Here is an 18,108-nt window from a genome sequence, read left to right on the forward strand (position 1 = left end):
CGGTGTTGAGCCATGTGGGTGCCGGTCAGCACTCGATGGGGTGCTGGGCCATGCGGGTGCCGGTCAGCCCTCGATGCGGTGCTGGGTCCAGAAGGAGGTCAGGTCTGTGCTCGTGGCGGCCTGCGCTGCCGCCTTGAACGCGGCCGTGGTGGACACGCCGTACCAGTGCGCGGTCGCGTAGTCCTTCAGCAGCTTGGCCATGGCGGTGTCGCCGAGGACGCGCCGCAGGTCGTGCAGGGCGCACTTGCCGTAGCCGTAGACGACGGTGGAGTACCGGGAGGAGTGCGCGTCCCAGTACGCCATCGAGTTGGTGATCTTCTCGGCGCTGGAGGCCCAGGAGACGCCGCTCCAGCAGCCGGTTCCGGTCTTGCCCTGGGCGAGGTCGGTGGCGTAGTCCGTGAACGACTCGTCCAGCCAGGGGCTGGTGTACTCGTCGTCGCCGACGATGCCGTACCACCACTGGTGGGCGATCTCATGGGTGAGTGCCGTGGTGCTGACCACGTCGAGGACGAAGCCCGGGTACTCCATGCCGCCGAACCAGTAGTTGTTGTCGATGACGGCGTCCAGTTCGCCGTACGGGTAGGCGCCGAACCGGCCGGCGTGGGCGTCGACCGCGCTCTTGGCGGTGCTGAGCATCGACTGGGCGCTGGAGGAGCTGATGCCCGAGACGGAGTAGACGTTCACCGGGACGCCGGCGGCGGAGGTACCGGAGATCTTGGTGAAGGGGCCGGCGGCCCAGGCGAAGTCGCGGACCTCGGCGGCGGTGGCCGTGGTGACCGTGCGGCCGCTGGAGCCGGGGGTGTCGGTGGAGGTGCCGGTGGCCGGGACCAGCAGGCTGCTGGGATGGTCGAGGGTGACCTTGAAGTCGGCGGCCAGGGAGTAGAAGGACTCGCCGTTGTCGGTGTACGGGTCCACGTGCCAGCCGGCGCCGTCGCGGACGGCGAGGACGGGCAGGGCGTTGCCGATGAAGCTGTACGCGCCGTCGTGGCCGAAGCGGTCGGCGCCGCTGGGCACGGTGATGCCGAGGTCGAAGCCGATCGTGGCGCTCTGGCCCTGGGCGAGCGGGCTCGGCAGGTCGATCTTCAGTGCGGTGCAGGCGACGGAGAGCGCGCCGGCGGTGCCGCCGGTGACGTTGCCGACCCGGATCGGCATCGCGTCGCAGGTGCCGTGGTAGTTGTCCCACAGCCTCAGGTACACCTCGCCGAGCGCGGTGGCGGACGCGTTGGTGAAGGTCACGCTCTCGTGCCCGGTCCAGACGGTGCCGCTCGTGTCACTGCTGAGGTTCACCGTGTACGCGGGTGCCGCCGGGGTGCGGGTGGAGTCGGTGGACGGCGGGGTGGTGTCGCCGGAGGTGTCGAGGGCGATGTCGTCCAGGACGAAGCTGGTCCGGAGGCTGGAGTCCTCGGTGCCGGTGAAGGACAGGCTGACGGTCTGGCCGGCGAACGAGGACACGTCGAGGGACTTCTGGACGTAGCCGGTGTTCTTGTCCAGGTTCGAGTAGGTGGCCAGTACCGTGCTGCCGATCTTGGCCGTGAGCTTGTCGTACGCGATGGACGAGGTCGTCTCGGCGGTGTCGATGTGCAGCCAGAAGGTCAGCGTGGCCGTGCTGCAGCCGGACGGGATCGTCACGCTCTGGGTGAGGCTGTCGGTGTGGGTGCTGCCGACGCCGTCCAGCCAGGCGTAGGAGCTGCCGCCGTGGGCGGTCTGTCCGGAGCGGCTGGTGATCACGGTGGAGGAGGAGGCCGTCCAGGGTGATGTGCCGCTCTCGAACCCTCCGTTGGTGACCGCCTGGGCCGGAGTGCAGGCGGCGGCCGCGGGCGCCGGGGCGGGCCGGGCGGCGGCGGGGGTGCCGGGGAGGACGAGGGCGGCCAGCGCGGCGACGGTGACCGCACCGGCGCCGAGGGCCTTGTGGGGAGTCGATCTCACACGCTACTCCTTTGCGGCGGCCGGGGTCCCGGCCTGCTCGATGGCCGCCCGGCCGGCTGGGGTGTGCCGGCGGCGGCCGTGGACGGTGCTTGCGTGATCGCCGTACTGGGGAGCGAGTCGCCCCATGGGGGCGGGACGACGATTGCCGAAAGAGTGACAGACTTGACCGGTTCATGCCAGAGCGGTTCACGGAGGTGTGCGCCGGAAGGGTCACTGGGCGCCGTGCCCCGCCGACGCCACCGTGGGCGCCGCCCGACGGCCGTCGGGCGGCGCCGGGATCAGGCGGAGCGCAGCGTCATGAAGACGGCCCGCAGCCGGGTGTCGTCCGGGCCCGCCCAGCCGCTCGCGACATGGCCGGCCGCTCCCTGGGGAGGCAGCGGCGGGTTCTCCGCGACGGGCCGCAGGACGCGGTGGACGTACAGGGTCGCGCCGTGGGGCGTGACCAGACGGGTGCCGTCCCGGTCGTCGGCCGGCGCGGGGACGAAGCCGTCGACGGCGAAGGGGGTTCCGCCGTAGGAGCGGGTCACCTCGTGGTCGGGGGTGTCACTGATGCTCTGGGCCATCGCCTGCGCCCGGCCCTCGATCAGCGACAGCAGTGCGGTGACCAGCACCGGGTCGTGGCAGCCGTCGTACGCCCAGCGCTTGCCGAGCACCCCGTGCTCCATCGTGCCGACGAGGGCGTGTTCGGCCCCCGCCAGCGGCGCGCCGCGGTAGGTGAGCGGCACCAGGTAGGCGGTCCGCTCGGGGCCCGAGGTGTCGGTGGCCACCATGAACTCGATGCCGACCTCTCCCTCGGGGTCGTCCAGCCGGAACCCGCCGGACTTCTCCAGAACGGGCGCGTCCGCACCGCCGCGGTACCAGGGGCGGGTGGGCAGCCACTCGGTGAGCAGTTCGAGCTTGGTGGGCTTGATGGTGGTGTGATGGATGAGGGCCATGCGGGTGGTTGCCTCCCGTTCCTGCGGATGCTGACCCTGCTCAGCCTTCCACACCCTCCTCGCCGGTCAGCGCCGGACTCAATCCGGCCCAGGGATTGGGCATTTCACCCGTCACCGGCCCGCACACCGCGGCGCCCCGCTCGTGTGCGGTGCGCACGGCGAGCGGGACCAGTGCCGCCGGGACGCCGTAGACGAGGTGGCAGAACCGGTCCGACGGGTGCCGGGCGGTCCAGGCCGGGCGGGTGAACGCCGAGACGTACGTCGACCAGTGCCCCTCGAACGTCACCGTCAGGTCGGCGAGCCGGCCGTAGCCGGGCTCCGGGTGGACGCCCGGGTTGAGGACGACGGTTCCGGCGCCGAGCCGCCGCAGGTCCCTCACCAGGCGGCGGCAGGCGGGCAGCCCCTGCGCGGTGGCGGTCACCCGGTCCAGGAAGCAGCCGTCGGCCGCGTACCACTCCTGGTGCCGGCGCACCTCCTCGGTGATGACCGCCGGGTCCCGGACGCCGTAGTCGGTGTCGACGTAGCCCAGCAGCCGGGCCCCGGCCGCGCGCAAGGCCCGGGCCGCCGCAATGAACGCGGGGTCCGCAGCGGTGCCGGGCCCGCTCGCCGGGTTGAGGACGACCCCGTAGGTCCGGGCCGCCGCCCCGATCAGCCGGTGCCAGGCGCCGGGGTCCTCGGCCGGGTGCACGTACAGCGGCACCAGCAGGCTCACCGCACCCGCTCCGTGGTGGCCGCCCACAGCGACGCGAGGGCCTCGTCCAGGCTGTGCACCGGGCGCCAGCCCAGGGCCCGGGCGGCCGCGGAGACGTCCGAGCACTGCCACGAGACCTGCGCGGAGCGCGCCGAACCCGCCGTACCCTCGTCCAGCCGGCCCCGGAAGCCCGCCAGCCGGGCCAGTCCGTGCGCCAACTCCCTTACGGGCAGGGCCGTCCCGCAGCTGATGTTGAGGACGGGGGGCAGCGGTGCCGGGGCGGTGACGGCGAACTCGGCCGCCCGGGCGACATCGCGGACGTCGACGAAGTCGCGGTGCGCGGAGAGGTCTCCGAGGCGCAGCACCGCCTCGGGGTCCTGGCCTGCCGCGGCGAGCAGCGCAGCCAGCCGGCCGGGCAGGCTCGCGACGGGTGCGCCGGGGCCGACCGGGTTGCCGACCCGCAGCACGACCGCGTCCAGGGCGGCGGAGGTCACCGCGACCGTACCCGCCAGCTTCGTGGCGCCGTAGGGCGTGACCGGGCAGGCGGGTGCCGACTCGGCGACCGTCACGTCCGGGGTGCCCGGCCCGTACTCGGCGGCCGAGCCGAGGTGCACCAGACGGGCCGTGGGGGCCGCCTCGTGCAGCGCCGTGCACAGGACGGCGGGGCCGCGGGCGTTGACCTCGGCCAGGGTCACGGTGTCGCCGCCGGTGACGCCCGCACAGTTGACGACGGCGTCGGGGGCGGCCGCCGCCAGCGTCTTCGTGAGCCGTTCCGGCCGGTCGGCGGCGAGGTCGACGGCGAACTCGGCGCCAGAGTCGCGGCCGGCGGCGAGGACGTGCGCGCCCGGGAGGGCGCGCAGCCGCTCGGCCACGTGGCGGCCCAGGTATCCGGTGCCGCCCAGGACGAGAATGCGCATGTGGTACTCAGGCTCCCTTGAGCAGGAGGGACTTGCGGGTGGTGAACTCGGCGTTGGCCCGGTCGTAGTCGTCGGGCCGGCCGATGTCGAGCCAGTAGCCGTCGAACTCGTAGGCGTGCGGCGGATTCTGGGACTTCAGCAGGTCGAGGACGAGTTCGTCGAAGCCCAGCGGCAGACCCGGCGTGTACCCGTCCAGGGTCGAGCGGCTGAGGCCGTAGACGCCCATGGAGACGCGGTAGTCCATGCTGGGCTTCTCGGTGAACGCGACGACCTTGCTCTCGGCGGTGGTGAGGACGCCGAAGTCGATGTGCACCTTGCGGGCGTACGTCGCGATGGTGAGCGGGGCGCCCGACCCCCGGTGGCGGTGCAGCACGTCGGCGTAGTCGAGGTCGGTGAGTATGTCGCCGTTCATCACCAGGAACGTCTCGGGCAGCCGGTCTTTCAGGCCCAGCAGCGGGCCCATGGTACCGAGCGGGCTCTCCTCGGTGGCGTAGTCGACGTTCATGCCCCATTGGGAGCCGTCGCCGACGTAGGCGCGGATGATCTCGCCGAGATGTCCGATGGCGATGGTGCAGCGGGTGAAGCCCGCGGTCGACAGCTGGCGCAGCACGATCTCCAGGATGGCGTGCTGGTCGCCGATCGGGACGAGCGGCTTGGGCAGCGCGGTGGTGTACGGCCGCAGCCGGACGCCCTTGCCTCCCGCCAGGATCACTGCATGCATGGGGCTCCTCCTTCGTCGAGTGGGGCCGTGCCGGACGGGTCAGATGTTGTAGATGCCGGTCTTGTAGCGGGCCAGGTTGGCCGGGTCTCGGAAGAACTCCACGGTGTGCGCGAGGCCTTGCTCCAGGGTGTGGCCGGGCTGCCAGCCGGTGGCCGCGGCGAGCCTGGTGGCGTCGGCGACGAGCCGCATGACCTCGGAGGCCGCGGGGCGGATCCGGGCGGAGTCCTCGCGGACGTCGAGGGCGGTGTCCATGACCTTGCCGATCAGCGCGACCAGGTCACCGACCGAGATCTCGCCGCCCGTACCGGCGTTGAAGGTGCGTCCGACGACCTGCTCGGCGGGGGCGGTGCCGACCGCGAGGAACGCCCGCGCGGTGTCCTTGACGAAGGTGAAGTCCCGGGTGGGACGCAGATCGCCGAGGGTGATGGTGCGCTCCCCCGCCGCGACCTGGCCGATGACGGTGGGGATGACCGCGCGCATCGACTGGCGTGGCCCGAACGTGTTGAACGGCCGGAGGGTGACGACCGGGGTGCCGAAGCTGGCGTGGTAGCTGTCCGCGAGCCGGTCGCCGCCGGCCTTCGAAGCGGCGTACGGGGACTGGGTGTTGATGGGATGGTCCTCGGTGATGGGCACGGTCTCCGCGGTGCCGTAGGTCTCGCTGGTGGAGGTGTGCACCAGCCGGGGCGTGCCCAGCGCCCGTACGGCCTCCAGCACGTTGAGGGTGCCGGTGACGTTGGTCTCCACGTAGCTGTGCGGAGCCTGGTAGGAGTACGGGATCGCGATCAGGGCGGCCAGGTGGTAGGCGACGTCGGCGCCTTCGAGCAGGCCGCGCACCGAGCCGGGGTCGCGGACGTCGCCCAGCACGATGTCCACCTGGTCCAGGACGTCCGGGGCGAGGGTCTCCAGCCAGCCGTAGGAGGAGAAGGAGTTGTACTGGGCCATGGCTCTGACCCGGTGTCCGGAGGCGACCAGGGCCTCGGTGAGGTGGGAGCCGATGAAGCCCTCGGCTCCGGTGACGGCGGCGAGCGGTGCGGAGGTCAACTCGTGGGTCCTTCCGGTCGGTTGCACAGGTGTGAGCGGTGTGGGTCAGGCGTGCCGGGCGGGCCGGCCGAGCAGACGAAGGACGCAGGCCACCAGGGCCACCACGGCGGCGCCGCAGCACAGCGGCAGCGCGGTGGAGCCCGGGGGCAGGCGGAGCAGCACGGCCGCGCCGGCCGCGCCGGCGGCGGCCAGGCAGATCACGGCCGGCGGCCAGGCGGTCCCGAACGCCTGGAGGAGCAGCGCGGTCCACAGGGTGGCCGCGAGCAGCAGCAGGGTGGCCGGTGCCGCGCCGGTCAGCCAGGCGGCGGGCAGCAGCGGCAGGAGGTAGAGGAGCAGGCAGCAACCGAGGACGGCGGCGGAGCGCAGCAGGAATCCGGCGGGGGTGGCCGTGGCCCGCAGCGCGGCGACGGACATGCCCCGGTACCGGTACAGCAGCCACTCGGCGGGGCCCATGCTGACGGTCAGCACGATCACCGCGTACGGCTCGCGCCGCCCTTCCAGCAGCACCAGGACCGCCGCGGCCAGCCCGAACAGCCCGTAGGGCAGGGACCGCACGAGCCGGGGGCGGCTGCCGCCGGACGCGGCCGGGGCGGCGAGGGCCCCGCGCAGGACGTGGCCGGTCACGGCGAGGGTGGCCAGCAGCGCCAGCAGCACCAGCCCGGTCCGCAGCCCGGTGCCGGGTTCCCACCAGGGCAGGACCGCGGCACCCGCGATCAGCGGGGTGAGCGCGGCCAGGAGCAGCCGCTCCCTGGCCAGCACGAGCAGGACGCCCGCCGCCGCGAGGTACAGCGACTGAGCCGCCGTCGCCAGGAGCACCGGGCCGCGGCCGGCGAGCGGTGCGGCGACGGCGGTGGCGAGGGCCGCGCCCAGTGGTGTGCCGGCCAGCAGGGTACGGGCGGCCTCCCGGCGGCCGGCCGTCATCCGCAGATGGGCGCGATGGCCGAGCGCCTGCCCCCACGCCCAGGAGAACACGCCCGCGGTGACGAGCGCGGCGGCGTGCCGGCCGGGGTGCCACAGGGGTGCGGTGAGCAGATAGGCGAGGCCTGGCAGCGCGAAGAGTACGCCGCGCAGCAGGCAGCGGACGGTGTCCGGGCGCCATGGGTCGGCCGTGGGCGCGGGCTCCGGAAAGGTCCGGGGCACCTGCTCGTAGAGCGCGGTGGCCAGCGAGAACAGGTCGGGGTGGCCGTACCGCTCCTTGATCTGGTCGGCCGTCAGGCCCTCGGCCTCCAGCAGGGCGGCCACCTCGTAGGGGTGGACGGCGGGGCCGATGCGGTCGGCTAGGCCGGCGGCCAGCCGGCTCACCGCCTCCGGGTCGGGGAGGTGGCCGGGCAGCCGTAGGGTCAGGGTGTGGTCGTCACGGCGGCGGGGTGTGCCGGCGAGCCGCAGTGCGAGGGTTTCCTGTTCGCTGCCGCCCGGTTCGAGCGCCATGGGTCCGCTCATCCGGCCAGGCTCCCCGCGGCGACCCGGAGGCCCTGCCCGCGCGCGGCCGGCGTGGCGAACGGCCGGGCGTGTGTGGGCAGTTCGAGGTATATGGTGCGGAAGGTGTCGATGGTCTGGCGCAGGGTGAACTGCTCGATCACCCGCAGCCGGGCCGCCTCCCCCATCCGTCCGCGCCGTTCGGCGTCGCCGAGCAGTTCCAGTGCCGCCGCCGCCATGCGCGCGGGGTCGCGCGGCGGGACGACGAGCCCGGTGTCGCCGACGGCCTCCCGTACCCCGCCCACGTCGGTGGAGACGGTGGCCCGGCCGCAGGACATGGCCTCGATGAGGGTGAACGGGAAGCCCTCGCTGATGCTGGAGAGCATCACGACGTTGCCGGCCGCGTAGGCGTCCTTGATGTCGTCGACCCGGCCCTCGAAGGTGACGGCGTCGGCGTGCCCGAGTTCCGCCGCGAGGGCCTCGCAGCGTTCCCGGTACGCCTCTCCGCCGCGCGGCGTGCCGCCGAAGAGCCGCAGTGAGGCCTCGGGTATCTCCTTGCGGACCAGGGCGAAGGCGCGGATCAGGGTCTCCAGGTCCTTGATGGGGTCGACGCGGCCGGCCCAGCTGAGCGTGGGCGCTTCCGGTTCGGGGCCGGCGGGCGGGAAGGCGGCGGGGTCCACGCCGTTGTAGACCGTGCGGATGGCCTCGGGGTCGGCGCCGCCCTGTTCCTCCCACAGCCGGTTGTAGCGGTTGCCCGGGGTGATCAGGGCGGCCCTGCGGTAGGTCTCCTCGGCCAGCAGCCGGAAGAAGCCGAGGACGACGGCCTTCACGGGCCAGCGGTAGGGGGCGGTGCGATAGCCGAGATACCGTTCCCGCAGGTAGACGCCGTGTTCGGTGAGCAGCAGCGGCACCTCGTACCGTTCCAGACCGGCGAGGCCGGGCAGCACGGCCACCCCGCCGCTGACCGCGTGGGCCACGCCCTGGCGGGGCGGGGGCGCGGCGAGCGGGCGCAGGGCGTGTTCCAGCAGGGCGGTGGCGGTGACCGCGTCGTGCAGGGTGGGCCGGGCCTCCCGGACGGGCAGCCCCGGGCGGTTCCACACCGCGGCGAGGATGGCGATGGCCCGGTCGCCGCGCAGGAACGGGCTCAGTGTGCCGTCGGCGGCGGCGCGCGCCATCGTGTACAGCGCGGGCGGGAACTGGTCCTCGGCGCGCGGGTCGAGCAGCGCGGTCAGAAAGCGTTCGTAGGCGGCGTCGAGCTGGTTGCGGGCCCGGCCCCGGGGCGGCCGGCCCTCCGGCGGGGCGCCCCACATGGGCACGGAGAGCACGTTGTGGACGTGCGCGGGCAGGTCCCATACGACGGGTTCGCGTCCGGTGCCGGTGACGGCGATGACGTCGAAGCCGAGGTCGGGCATGCCCTGGACGAGTTGGTCGCACCAGACGCTGACGCCGCCATGGCTGTGCGGGTAGGTGCCTTCGGTGAGCAGGGTGACGTGCGCCGCGCCGGAGCGGCGCGCGCCGTGCTGAACGTGCATCGATGGGGCTCCACGGCCGAGGTGTGGGGTGGTCGTACGCATGCCGGCCGCCGGTGGGCGGCCGGGACCCGGGCCGGTCCGGCCGGCTCCCTTCGCGACGGCGCGCGGGAGTCGCCGGACCGGCCCTGGGGCCGGTGCGCCGGTCAGCTGTCCGGGGTGTACGGCACCTGCTCGGTGACGCCCGCGGGGACCTCGGTGCGCGGGGCCGGGCCGGTGGTGGCGGCGGCGCCCGGGGTCGCGGCGGGTGCGGCGGCGGAGGACGGCAGGGTGAAGGTCAGCGCGCTGCCGGTGGATGCGGTCCAGCCGGAGGCCGCGCCCGCGTAGGCGGTGCCGAAGCCGGTGCCGGCGCGGGTGGTGCCGCTGGGCAGGGTCGCCGGTACGGCGGTGCCGTCCGGGCCCTGCACGGTGACGGTGTCGCCGATGCGGTAGGCGGTGACCTGGCCCGCCTGCACGGCGGTCTTCCAGGCGGCACGGCGCCGGAGTTCGACGCCGATGTCCTTCATCCGCAGGTTCACCACCGGCGTGTTGTCCGCGAACAGGGCGTCGTAGCCGTCCAGTACGCCGTTGAGGACGGGATAGGCGATGCGGTCCTCGGCGAGGTTGGACTGGTGGATGAAGTGCGGTTTGGGGTCGTTGGAGAGCACGTGCCCGAGGGCGATCCGGGTCTCCAGCGGCACGATGTGGTCGCCGTAGCCGCTGCCGGTGTCGAGCGGGGCCGGCAGGCAGGTGGTCGTCGCCGGGTTGTCCTCGCAGATGCCGCTGCCGCCCTGGGCGCGGCTGGTGTAGAGCCAGTTGTACTCGTCGACCTGCTCGGCGGCCCTGCCCGCGTTGTAGAAGACGTTCATCGGGTAGCGGGCGACCGTGGTGGCGGGGCCGACCTGGCGCTGTACGGGGTCGCGGGAGTTGTCCGAGGCGAGCCAGCCGATGTTGTTGTCGGCGAGAGCGAGGGCCAGGTTGGGGTTGTCCGCGGGCTGTTGCGGCAGGAGCTTCAGACCGGAGTGCTCGCCGGTGACCAACTCGTCGTCCTGCAAGGGCAGTCCGGCGGCCTGTCCCCATGCGCGGTTGGCGGCGATCTCCTGGTCGAGCGTGCTGCGGCTGACCCACTTGGTGCTGCCGTCGGCGTTGGTGGCGCAGGTCCAGGGCACGACGGTGACGTTCTGCTCGCAGCCCAGGAAGGCGTGCGTGTAGGTGTGGTTCACCCAGCGGAACTGGTTCCGGTCGGCGATCAGCTTGTCGGCGAGCTGGTCGACGCCGTTGTTGTCCTCGCGCTGGTCGACGCTGCCGGCGCCGTTGTAGACCAGGTCGAGCGTGAAGTGGCGGCTGCTCTGCCAGTCGGTGGCGTGGTCGACGTCTGCGGCGGTCATCCGGATCGGGTGGGGCGTGCCGGCCCCGTTGGTGCAGTCGACGTCACCGGGCGTGCAGTTGAGCTGGGTGTCCCAGCGGTCGTCGGCGGCGAGGACGTCGTCCACGTGGACGGCGAAGTAGTTGCGGGAGGCGCCGAGGTGCACGCCACCGGTCATCCACTGGATGATGCCCCGGGCCAGCAGCCGGAACTGCTGCTGGTACTGGTTGTAGACGAAGGTGACGACCAGTTCGCGCCGTCCGTCGTGCCGGTATTCGCCGATCAGGGATCCCTGCTTGCCGGTGCCAGGGACGGGGGCCTGGACGTACGGGGTGAAGTCCGCGCCGGGGGCCGGGGTGGAGAGGTAGGCGTAACTCTCGCCGACGGTGGGCGAGTTGTCCTCGAAGGGCACCGCACCGTCCAGGTAGCCGAAGGGTCCGGCCTGGCCGGCGGCGGTGACCTGGGCCTGGATGCCGTCGACGCTGCCCGAGTAGCCACCGGAGGTGGGGACCTGCAGGCCGGCCTGGGGGCGGGCGTAGGTGTAGGCGTCGACCTGTGGGACGGCGTACGTCTTCTCGTAGGCGACGAGCGCCGCCATCTCGGGGCTGCCGGCCGCGAACGGGTTGTCGTTGGGCAGGACGACGGCCTGGAACCTGGCGCGCGGCCGGCCGTCGACGGTGTCGGCGAGGAACCCGGCGTCGATGGTGGGACGGTCGGAGCGAGTGAGGTCGACCTTCGTGTACGGCGTTCCGGCGGCGTCGAGTTCGGCGGCGATGGCGTCGGTGGCCGGACCGCCGTCGCTCACCACCAGGACTCTGAGGTCGATGCGCGCTGCGGTGGTGTCGGCCTCCGCCGGGCCGGCCTGCAGGCCGAGCGCGGCGATGAGCGCGCCCACCGTGAGCGCGGTGGTGCGTATGGTCCGCTTCATGCGGTGAAGTCCCCTCCCCGGGCAGGGGCGAGCACGGCTCCCATGGAGCGGACGCACCCCCTCGCGTGACGCCGGCGTCCCCCTCAGAGGCCGGTCGTCGACGCTTCCGTCGCGTCACATGGTGATGTCTCTGTGTAGCTTTTGTGGTCGTCTTACGAAACCTGACGGAAAAGTGCAGGTGTCCAACGACGTCCGGACGCAACCGGACAAGCCGTTCTCCCGTCACCGCCGCGCGGGGACCGCGGGGAAATGGGCAGCTCACGACCGCTGTTCCGCACTGGTACGACGCACCGGCGGACCGTGATGGCCCGCCGGGCGACGTGTCGTGGTCCGTTCCGCGCGGGTTGTCCGGCCAGGAGGCCTATTTCAGTCACCCGGGCCGCGGAACCGGGGAGTCCGTCAGGCGCAGAGCACGCGCGTCTCGGGCGTGTAGACCGGTCCGCCGCTGGTGTTGGTGCTGTCGCTGAACTCGGCGTAGTAGTACGAGTAGAAGCCGATGTTCCCGTTGCAGCCGGAGTCGGCGGCGACCTGGAGGGTCAGCGTCACGGTGCGGCTCTGGCCGGGCGGAATGGTGGCGCCGTAGTTGCCGCCGAGGTTGCTCGGGCCGGTGCCGGAACAGGGGGTGCTGCCGCTCACGCCCGCCAGGCTGCAGCCGGTGAAGCTGTACTTCAGGTCCGGGCGCTGGGTGGTGAGCCAGGTCGGGTCGATGGTCTGGTAGACGAACCAGATGTCGTAGGTCTTGTTGTTGGTGATCGTCATCGACAGTTTCACCGTGCCGCCGGGGGTGGTGGTGGCGGTGTCGGTGGCGAAGGTCAGACCGGCCGGCGCGGGGTCGGCGCTGGCGCTGGGCGCGAGGCCGAAGACGGCGACGAGGAAAGCGAGGACGGCGGTGAGACCGAGGCGTCTCGGCAGAGGTGATCGCATGGCCCGGGAGGCTAGGCACGCGCTCGGCACGGCGTCTGCCCCGCCGCCGGGCGCGGACGACGGATCGGCCGAAAGTGGTCGTCCCGTGAAGGAGATGCGGGAATGCCGTGACGAGCCGTCACCCACCGTGTTCGCGCATGCCGGAGACGGGTGACGGGAGGGGGTCGCGAGGCACGCCGGACCGGTGGTGCCGACGGCGGCATTGGCGCGGATGAGACGCCCGGCGGCGGACGGAACCAGGGAGACCGGTTGTGACGGAGGCTCATTCTCGGCCAGAGTGCGGTTTCCGGCCGGACACCGAAGGGCGGGCCGCGTCCAGCCGCCCGCCCGGGCGCTCCCCTCGGGGCGCCGTCCCGACGTCGCGCCCGTCGGACGGCCGCTCGCCCGGGCACTCGTGTCAGCGCGGCGGCCTGACGTCGCGCCGCTGGACGGCCGCGGTGCCGCCGAGGTCGTCCAGGACGTCGAGGAGCAGCGTCCGGGCGGCCTCCAGCGCCGCAGCGCCGTAGCGCTCACCCAGGCGCGCTTCCAGCTGCTCCCGGGCGCGGCGGGCGGCGGCCACGGCCTGCCGGCCCCGCCCGGTGAGGGCCACGCGGCGGATGCGGGCGTCACGGGGGTCCGGCAGGCGTTCGGCGTAGCCGAGGCGCTCCAGTTCCGCGACGGCCTTGGAGGCTCCCTGCTGGGTCATTCCGAGGCGGTCCGCGAGGTCGCCGACCGTGGGCCGGGCGTCGATGAGGTGCTGGAACACATAGCCGTGGGACACACGCAGGTCACCGAAGCCAAGGGAGGCGAGTTCTCCCTGGACGGCGGCGGTGGAGGCGAAGCCGACGAAGAGGGCGAGGCTGCCCGTGTCCAGGTCACGCGGTTCGACGAGTGGCTGTTGCATGTCCCCCATTCTCACTTTGACAACCACGGTTGTACAACTATGGTTGTCGACATGACGGAGAACGAAGAGCATCCGCATGTCCGAACAGCCCTCCGCTATCACCAGGCAGTGGCCCGGCTGGCCCCGCCGGAGGAACTCGCGCAGTACCTGCATCCGGAGGCGGTCCACGCCCAGTTGCCCAACGCCCTGTTCCCGGACGGCACCGTCCGGGCCCTGCACGAGACGCTTGCCGCCTCGCAGCAGGCCCGCACCCTGCTCCGCAGCCAGCACTACGAAGTGATCAACGCGGTGGCCTCGGACGCTCAGGTCGCCCTGGAGGTCAAGTGGTCCGGCACCCTGGCCGTCCCGTTCGGCGAGGTGCCCGCGGGCCACGTCCTGCGCGCCCACATCGCGGCATTCCTCGAGTTCCGCGACGGCCGGATCATCGCTCAGCGGAATTACGACTGCTACGAGCGCCTCCCGTAACCCGGCGCCCCGACGGCACCGTCGGCCGGGCGGCAGGCGGCGATGGCCGGGCGGCAGCGGCACACGGCGGCACACGGCACACGGCACACGGCATGGAGATCGCCGGCGCGGGTATTCGCGCTCTCGACTTCGCACATCGGCGACCCATCCGGGAGGCGGAACGCATGCTCATGGCTCACCCCGCAGTACTGAAGGACCTCGTCTCCCAGTACCAGGCCCTGACTCTGCTCGGAGCCGAGGAGAGCACCCCACAGGCCCGGCAGCGGCTCGCGGACATCTCCTACACGCTGTGCGTGGCGACAGGCACCCGGGACGTCGACATGGCTCTGATCGCCGCCCGTCACCGGCTCTCCGGAGCCCGCCCGGAGGACGACTCCCTGCTCCAGGCGCCCGCCCCGGCGCAGCAGCCGTCCGCGGTCTGAACGGTCCGCGCCGTCGGAGCAGTTGTCCCCGCCTCCCCCTGAACTCGTTGCCTCCCGCTTATGGTCGGCGGGACCTACCGGACGGTATACAGGCCCAGTCCGACGCGCGAGGGCCGCTCTGCGGTGCCGTAACCGCGCGATGCAGCGGCCTCAGGGGGAGGACTCATGGCGAACGACGAGCGGCCGGCGGGCACGGCGGGCAGCCGGCGGCGCAGCGCGGTGCTGGGGGCGGCGCTGGGCGGATGCGCCCTGGTCGCGGCCGGCACGGCACCGGCCGCGGCGCACCCGGCCGGGCACGGCCGCGAAACCGCCTACGTCGCGCTCGGCGACTCGTACACCTCGGGCCCCGGCATCCCGCGCCAGGTGGACGCCGACTGCGCCCGCTCCGACCGCAACTACCCCTCGCTCGTGGCCGCCGCGCTGCAGGTGGGCGCGTTCACGGACGTGAGCTGCGGCGGGGCCACCACGGCCGAGATGTGGCAGGCACAGGGCACCAACAAGCCCCAGCTCGACGCCCTCGACCGGCACACGGACCTGGTCACGGTGCAGATCGGCGGCAACGACGTCGGCTTCGGCTCCATCATCGGCACCTGTGCCCGCCTCGCCGCCCAGGACCCGGCGGGCAACCCCTGCGAGCGGTCCTACCATGCTTCAGGCTACGACCAGTTGGCCCTCACCATCGCGAAGACCGCGCCGAAGGTCGACCGGGTGCTGCGCGCCGTGCACGCCCGGGCGCCGCACGCCCGGGTGGTCGTCGTCGGCTATCCGGACCTGCTCCCCGACGACGGCAGCGGCTGCTTTCCGCAAGTGCCGTTCGCGCGGCAGGACTTTCCCTACCTCCGCGACACCGAGAAGCGGCTGAACCTGATGCTGCGCCTGGTGGCCGCCGTGAACCGGGCCGAGTACGTCGACACCTACGGCCCCACGGTCGGCCACGACATGTGCAAGGCGCCCGCGGACCGCTGGATCGAGCCGCTCCGGCCGGCCTCCCCCGCGGCCCCCGCGCACCCCAACGCGAAGGGCGAACAGGCCATGTCGGAAGCGGTCCTGGGCCGGCTGTCCCACGGCCGCGGACGCGGCTGAGGACCCACCGCGACCGGCGGCCGTCCGGCGGCGCGGCCGGCGGAAGGCCGCGGTGACGGGCCGTCAGCCGCCGAGCGCCCCCAGCACCACGCCCTGGGCCTCCTCCTGGACGCGGGCGAGGTGGTCCGGGCCGAGGAAGGACTCGGCGTACACCTTGTAGACGTCCTCGGTGCCCGAAGGCCGGGCGGCGAACCAGGCGTTCTCGGTGGTGACCTTGATGCCCCCGATCGCCGCGCCGTTGCCGGGCGCCTCGGTGAGCACGGCCGTGACCGCCTCCCCGGCGAGCGTGTCGGCGGTGACCTGCGTCGGCGACAACTTGCCGAGCAGTGCCTTCTGTTCGCGGCTCGCGGGCGCGTCGATGCGGGCGTATGCGGGTGCGCCGAAGCGTGCGGTCAGGTCCGCGTAGTGCTCCGACGGGGTCTTGTCGGTGACGGCCGTGATCTCGGAGGCGAGGAGGGCAAGGATGATGCCGTCCTTGTCGGTGGTCCACACCGAGCCGTCCCGGCGCAGGAAGGACGCACCGGCCGACTCCTCGCCACCGAATCCGATGTCGCCGCTGACGAGTCCGTCCACGAACCACTTGAACCCGACCGGCACCTCGACCAGCCGGCGGCCGAGGTCGGCGGCGACCCGGTCGATCATCGTGGACGAGACGAGGGTCTTGCCGATGCCGGCAGCGGCCGGCCACTGCTCGCGGTGCCGGTAGAGGTAGGAGATGGCGACCGCGAGGTAGTGGTTGGGGTTCATCAGACCGGCGTCCGGGGTGACGATGCCGTGCCGGTCGGCGTCGGCGTCGTTGCCGGTGGCGATGTTGAACCGGTCGCGCTGCTCGATGAGGGAGGCCATGGCGTACGGCGAGGAGCAGTCCATGCGGATCCGGCCGTCCCAGTCCAGCGTCATGAACCGCCAGGTGGGGTCGGTGTGCGGGTTGACCACCGTCAGGTCGATGCCGTGCTGTTCGGCGATCCGGCCCCAGTAGCCGACGGAGGCCCCGCCGAGCGGGTCGGCTCCGATGCGCACGCCGGCCGCGCGGACGGCGTCCAGGTCCAGCACGCTCGGCAGGTCGCCGACGTAGGCGCCGAGGAAGTCGTACCGCCGGGTGGTGTCCGCGGCGAGTGCGCGGGCGTACGGCAGCCGGCGTACGTCCTTCAGACCGCCCGTGATGATCTGGTTGGCGCGGTCCTGGATCCACGAGGTCGCGTCGGAGGCCGCCGGACCGCCACTCGGCGGGTTGTACTTGAAGCCTCCGTCGGCGGGCGGGTTGTGCGACGGGGTGACGACCACGCCGTCGGCGAGGTCTGAGGCGCGGTCCCGGTTGTGGGTGAGGATGGCGTGCGAGACGGCGGGGGTGGGCGTGTAGCCGTCCTCGCTGTCGATGAGCACGGTCACGTCGTTGGCGGCGAACACCTCCAGCGCGGTGACCTTCGCGGGCTCCGACAGGGCGTGCGTGTCGGCCCCCAGGAACAGCGGCCCGTCGGTGCCCTGGGCGGCGCGGTACTCACAGATGGCCTGGCTGGTGGCGGCGATGTGGTCCTCGTTGAACGCGGTCGCCAGGGACGAACCGCGGTGTCCCGAGGTGCCGAACGCCACCCGCTGCGCCGGGTCGGACGGGTCCGGGTGCAGCGCGTAGTACGCGGTGACCAGCCGTGCCACGTCGACAAGGTCCTCGGGACCGGCCGGCCGGCCGGCTCGCTCGTGCGGCATGAGTCCGTTCCTCCGCATCGGTGGGATGGTTCGCTCACCGCCCATCTTTCCTCGTCAGGGGCGCAGCATGCGAGTACGCCCCACCGGCCGGAGCCACCCGTCCCGGCTGCCGCGTGATGCGGTCCTCCGCCGGTCGCCGCCGCGCCGGCGAGCGCGGTGATCCGGCGCGTCACGGCGCGGCGGGCTGCCGGGCCGGACTCCGTGGCACCGGTGTCCGCGCCCGCCGGCCTGCCGTACGCTCCCTGGCTCCGGGCGGATCAGCCGATGTGGTAACTGTCGCCGTACACCTTCCAGTCGAGCGGGGTGTTCAGGTCGAGGTTGCCCTTGCGCAGGAAGACCCGCTGCTCGGTGTCGACACGGCTGGTGTCGCTGTGCGCCTCCTCCTGCTTCATGGCCCACACCCGGGCGTCCAGGAAGGCGTTGAGGTACGTCGTCTCGTTGCCGCCCTGGGCCGGCGGCTTGGCGGTGCGCAGGGCGCGCTTGCGTATGTTGCGGAAGCTGGTCGGGTCGTCGCCGTCGCCGTGCATGACCATGGCGTCGTAGTAGGTGAACTGGCCGAGGGCGCGCAGTCCGTCGGCCTTGCCCTGGGCGACCGCGGGATGGAAGTAGACGCGGTCGCGCTCGTCGTTCTGGGCCTGCTGGAACGCCGTGTCCTGGGCGGCCTTGCGCCAGTCCCTGGGATAGTTCGGGTCGAGACCCTGGTGCGAGTCCGTGCCGTTCACCCTGCGCAGGGCGGGCAGGTATGCGGCGAGGACGTTGCCGGGCTTGCGGTCGGCGTAGAGCTGGACCAGGTCGAGCATGTCGCCGGTGCCGGAGCAGAAGCCGATGATGCCGGCCGTGTACCCGCGCCCGTCGCCGATGTCCTCGATGTACTTGTACTGCGCCTTCCAGTCGAGCGAGGAGTTCTCCGCACTCGACACCAGCTTCATGGCGATCTCCTTCTTCGCGGGATCGTCCAGCCCCGGCGCGGCCGCCCCGGCGGAGCCCGCGGAGGAGACGCCGATCAGGGCGCCGGAGGCCATGGCACCGAGGGCGGCCACGACGCTCCGGCGGGAGAGAGGCGCGGCGGAAGGGGTTTCGCGGTCCGAGTAGACCACAGCGGCTCCAAGGGAGAGTGGGGGGTGGGGAGTTGGCCCGTACCGATACTGGTAGGAAAGTTTCCTATCAAACATGGTGCG

At 72.7% G+C, this 18,108-nt stretch carries 16 protein-coding genes; 3 read left to right on the plus strand and 13 right to left on the minus strand.

What is annotated here, in order from left to right:
* Positions 1 to 63: 63 nt before the first annotated feature.
* From ACZ4SF_RS14925 to ACZ4SF_RS14975, 11 genes are all read right to left on the minus strand, one after another.
* A complete protein-coding gene (locus ACZ4SF_RS14925) occupies positions 64 to 1,926 on the minus strand; it encodes a M1 family metallopeptidase (RefSeq protein WP_468383414.1) in 1,863 nt (620 codons plus the stop codon).
* Positions 1,927 to 2,204: 278 nt separating this feature from the next.
* Positions 2,205 to 2,861 carry a maltokinase N-terminal cap-like domain-containing protein gene (locus ACZ4SF_RS14930; protein WP_468383417.1) on the minus strand — a complete coding sequence of 219 codons (657 nt, stop codon included), beginning with the start codon at positions 2,859 to 2,861 and terminating at the stop codon, positions 2,205 to 2,207.
* Positions 2,862 to 2,901: 40 nt separating this feature from the next.
* Positions 2,902 to 3,573, minus strand: a complete 672-nt coding sequence (locus ACZ4SF_RS14935; RefSeq protein ID WP_468383419.1) for a spherulation-specific family 4 protein — start codon at positions 3,571 to 3,573, stop codon at positions 2,902 to 2,904.
* Positions 3,570 to 4,469: an NAD-dependent epimerase/dehydratase family protein gene (locus ACZ4SF_RS14940; protein WP_468383422.1), complete on the minus strand. Its 900-nt coding sequence runs from the start codon at positions 4,467 to 4,469 to the stop codon at positions 3,570 to 3,572. The genes ACZ4SF_RS14935 and ACZ4SF_RS14940 overlap by 4 nt, the downstream gene beginning before the upstream one ends.
* Positions 4,470 to 4,476: 7 nt before the next feature.
* The gene (locus ACZ4SF_RS14945) at positions 4,477 to 5,190 is read right to left on the minus strand and encodes a nucleotidyltransferase family protein (protein ID WP_468383424.1); all 714 of its coding nucleotides are present in this window, start codon (positions 5,188 to 5,190) and stop codon (positions 4,477 to 4,479) included.
* A 39-nt stretch (positions 5,191 to 5,229) separates the two neighbouring features.
* Entirely contained in the window at positions 5,230 to 6,231 is a 1,002-nt protein-coding gene (locus ACZ4SF_RS14950; protein WP_468383426.1) for a GDP-mannose 4,6-dehydratase, read from the minus strand.
* Between the two features lie 45 nt (positions 6,232 to 6,276).
* Complete coding sequence (locus ACZ4SF_RS14955; protein WP_468383428.1) at positions 6,277 to 7,671, minus strand: hypothetical protein; 1,395 nt, start codon at positions 7,669 to 7,671, stop codon at positions 6,277 to 6,279.
* Positions 7,668 to 9,179 (minus strand): GT4 family glycosyltransferase PelF, encoded by a 1,512-nt coding sequence (pelF, locus tag ACZ4SF_RS14960; protein ID WP_468383431.1) that lies wholly within the window; start codon positions 9,177 to 9,179, stop codon positions 7,668 to 7,670. Before pelF ends, ACZ4SF_RS14955 begins: the two co-directional genes overlap by 4 nt.
* Before the next feature lie 143 nt (positions 9,180 to 9,322).
* Positions 9,323 to 11,449, minus strand: coding sequence for a hypothetical protein (locus ACZ4SF_RS14965; RefSeq protein ID WP_468383434.1), 2,127 nt, complete (start codon positions 11,447 to 11,449; stop codon positions 9,323 to 9,325).
* Positions 11,450 to 11,848: 399 nt separating this feature from the next.
* Entirely contained in the window at positions 11,849 to 12,373 is a 525-nt protein-coding gene (locus ACZ4SF_RS14970; protein ID WP_468383436.1) for a hypothetical protein, read from the minus strand.
* A 397-nt stretch (positions 12,374 to 12,770) separates the two neighbouring features.
* The gene (locus ACZ4SF_RS14975) at positions 12,771 to 13,256 is read right to left on the minus strand and encodes a MarR family winged helix-turn-helix transcriptional regulator (protein ID WP_468383438.1); all 486 of its coding nucleotides are present in this window, start codon (positions 13,254 to 13,256) and stop codon (positions 12,771 to 12,773) included.
* Between the two features lie 51 nt (positions 13,257 to 13,307).
* Here ACZ4SF_RS14975 and ACZ4SF_RS14980 point away from each other — a divergent pair, with 51 nt between their 5' ends.
* The 3 genes from ACZ4SF_RS14980 (at position 13,308) to ACZ4SF_RS14990 (ending at position 15,226) form a co-directional block, all read left to right on the plus strand.
* Positions 13,308 to 13,721, plus strand: a complete 414-nt coding sequence (locus tag ACZ4SF_RS14980; RefSeq protein WP_468383441.1) for a nuclear transport factor 2 family protein — start codon at positions 13,308 to 13,310, stop codon at positions 13,719 to 13,721.
* Positions 13,722 to 13,885: 164 nt separating this feature from the next.
* Positions 13,886 to 14,143 (plus strand): DUF5133 domain-containing protein, encoded by a 258-nt coding sequence (locus tag ACZ4SF_RS14985; protein ID WP_468383443.1) that lies wholly within the window; start codon positions 13,886 to 13,888, stop codon positions 14,141 to 14,143.
* 165 nt (positions 14,144 to 14,308) lie between these two features.
* Positions 14,309 to 15,226 (plus strand): SGNH/GDSL hydrolase family protein, encoded by a 918-nt coding sequence (locus tag ACZ4SF_RS14990; RefSeq protein ID WP_468383446.1) that lies wholly within the window; start codon positions 14,309 to 14,311, stop codon positions 15,224 to 15,226.
* 63 nt (positions 15,227 to 15,289) lie between these two features.
* Here ACZ4SF_RS14990 and pgm read toward each other — a convergent pair whose 3' ends face one another.
* Together pgm and ACZ4SF_RS15000 are read right to left on the minus strand one after the other, a co-directional pair.
* A complete protein-coding gene (gene pgm, locus ACZ4SF_RS14995) occupies positions 15,290 to 16,930 on the minus strand; it encodes a phosphoglucomutase (alpha-D-glucose-1,6-bisphosphate-dependent) (RefSeq protein WP_468383448.1) in 1,641 nt (546 codons plus the stop codon).
* Between the two features lie 257 nt (positions 16,931 to 17,187).
* Positions 17,188 to 17,952, minus strand: coding sequence for a chitosanase (locus tag ACZ4SF_RS15000; protein WP_468383704.1), 765 nt, complete (start codon positions 17,950 to 17,952; stop codon positions 17,188 to 17,190).
* Between the last annotated feature and the right edge of the window lie 156 nt (positions 17,953 to 18,108).

Source organism: Streptomyces sp. NPDC027663, from assembly GCF_055566415.1.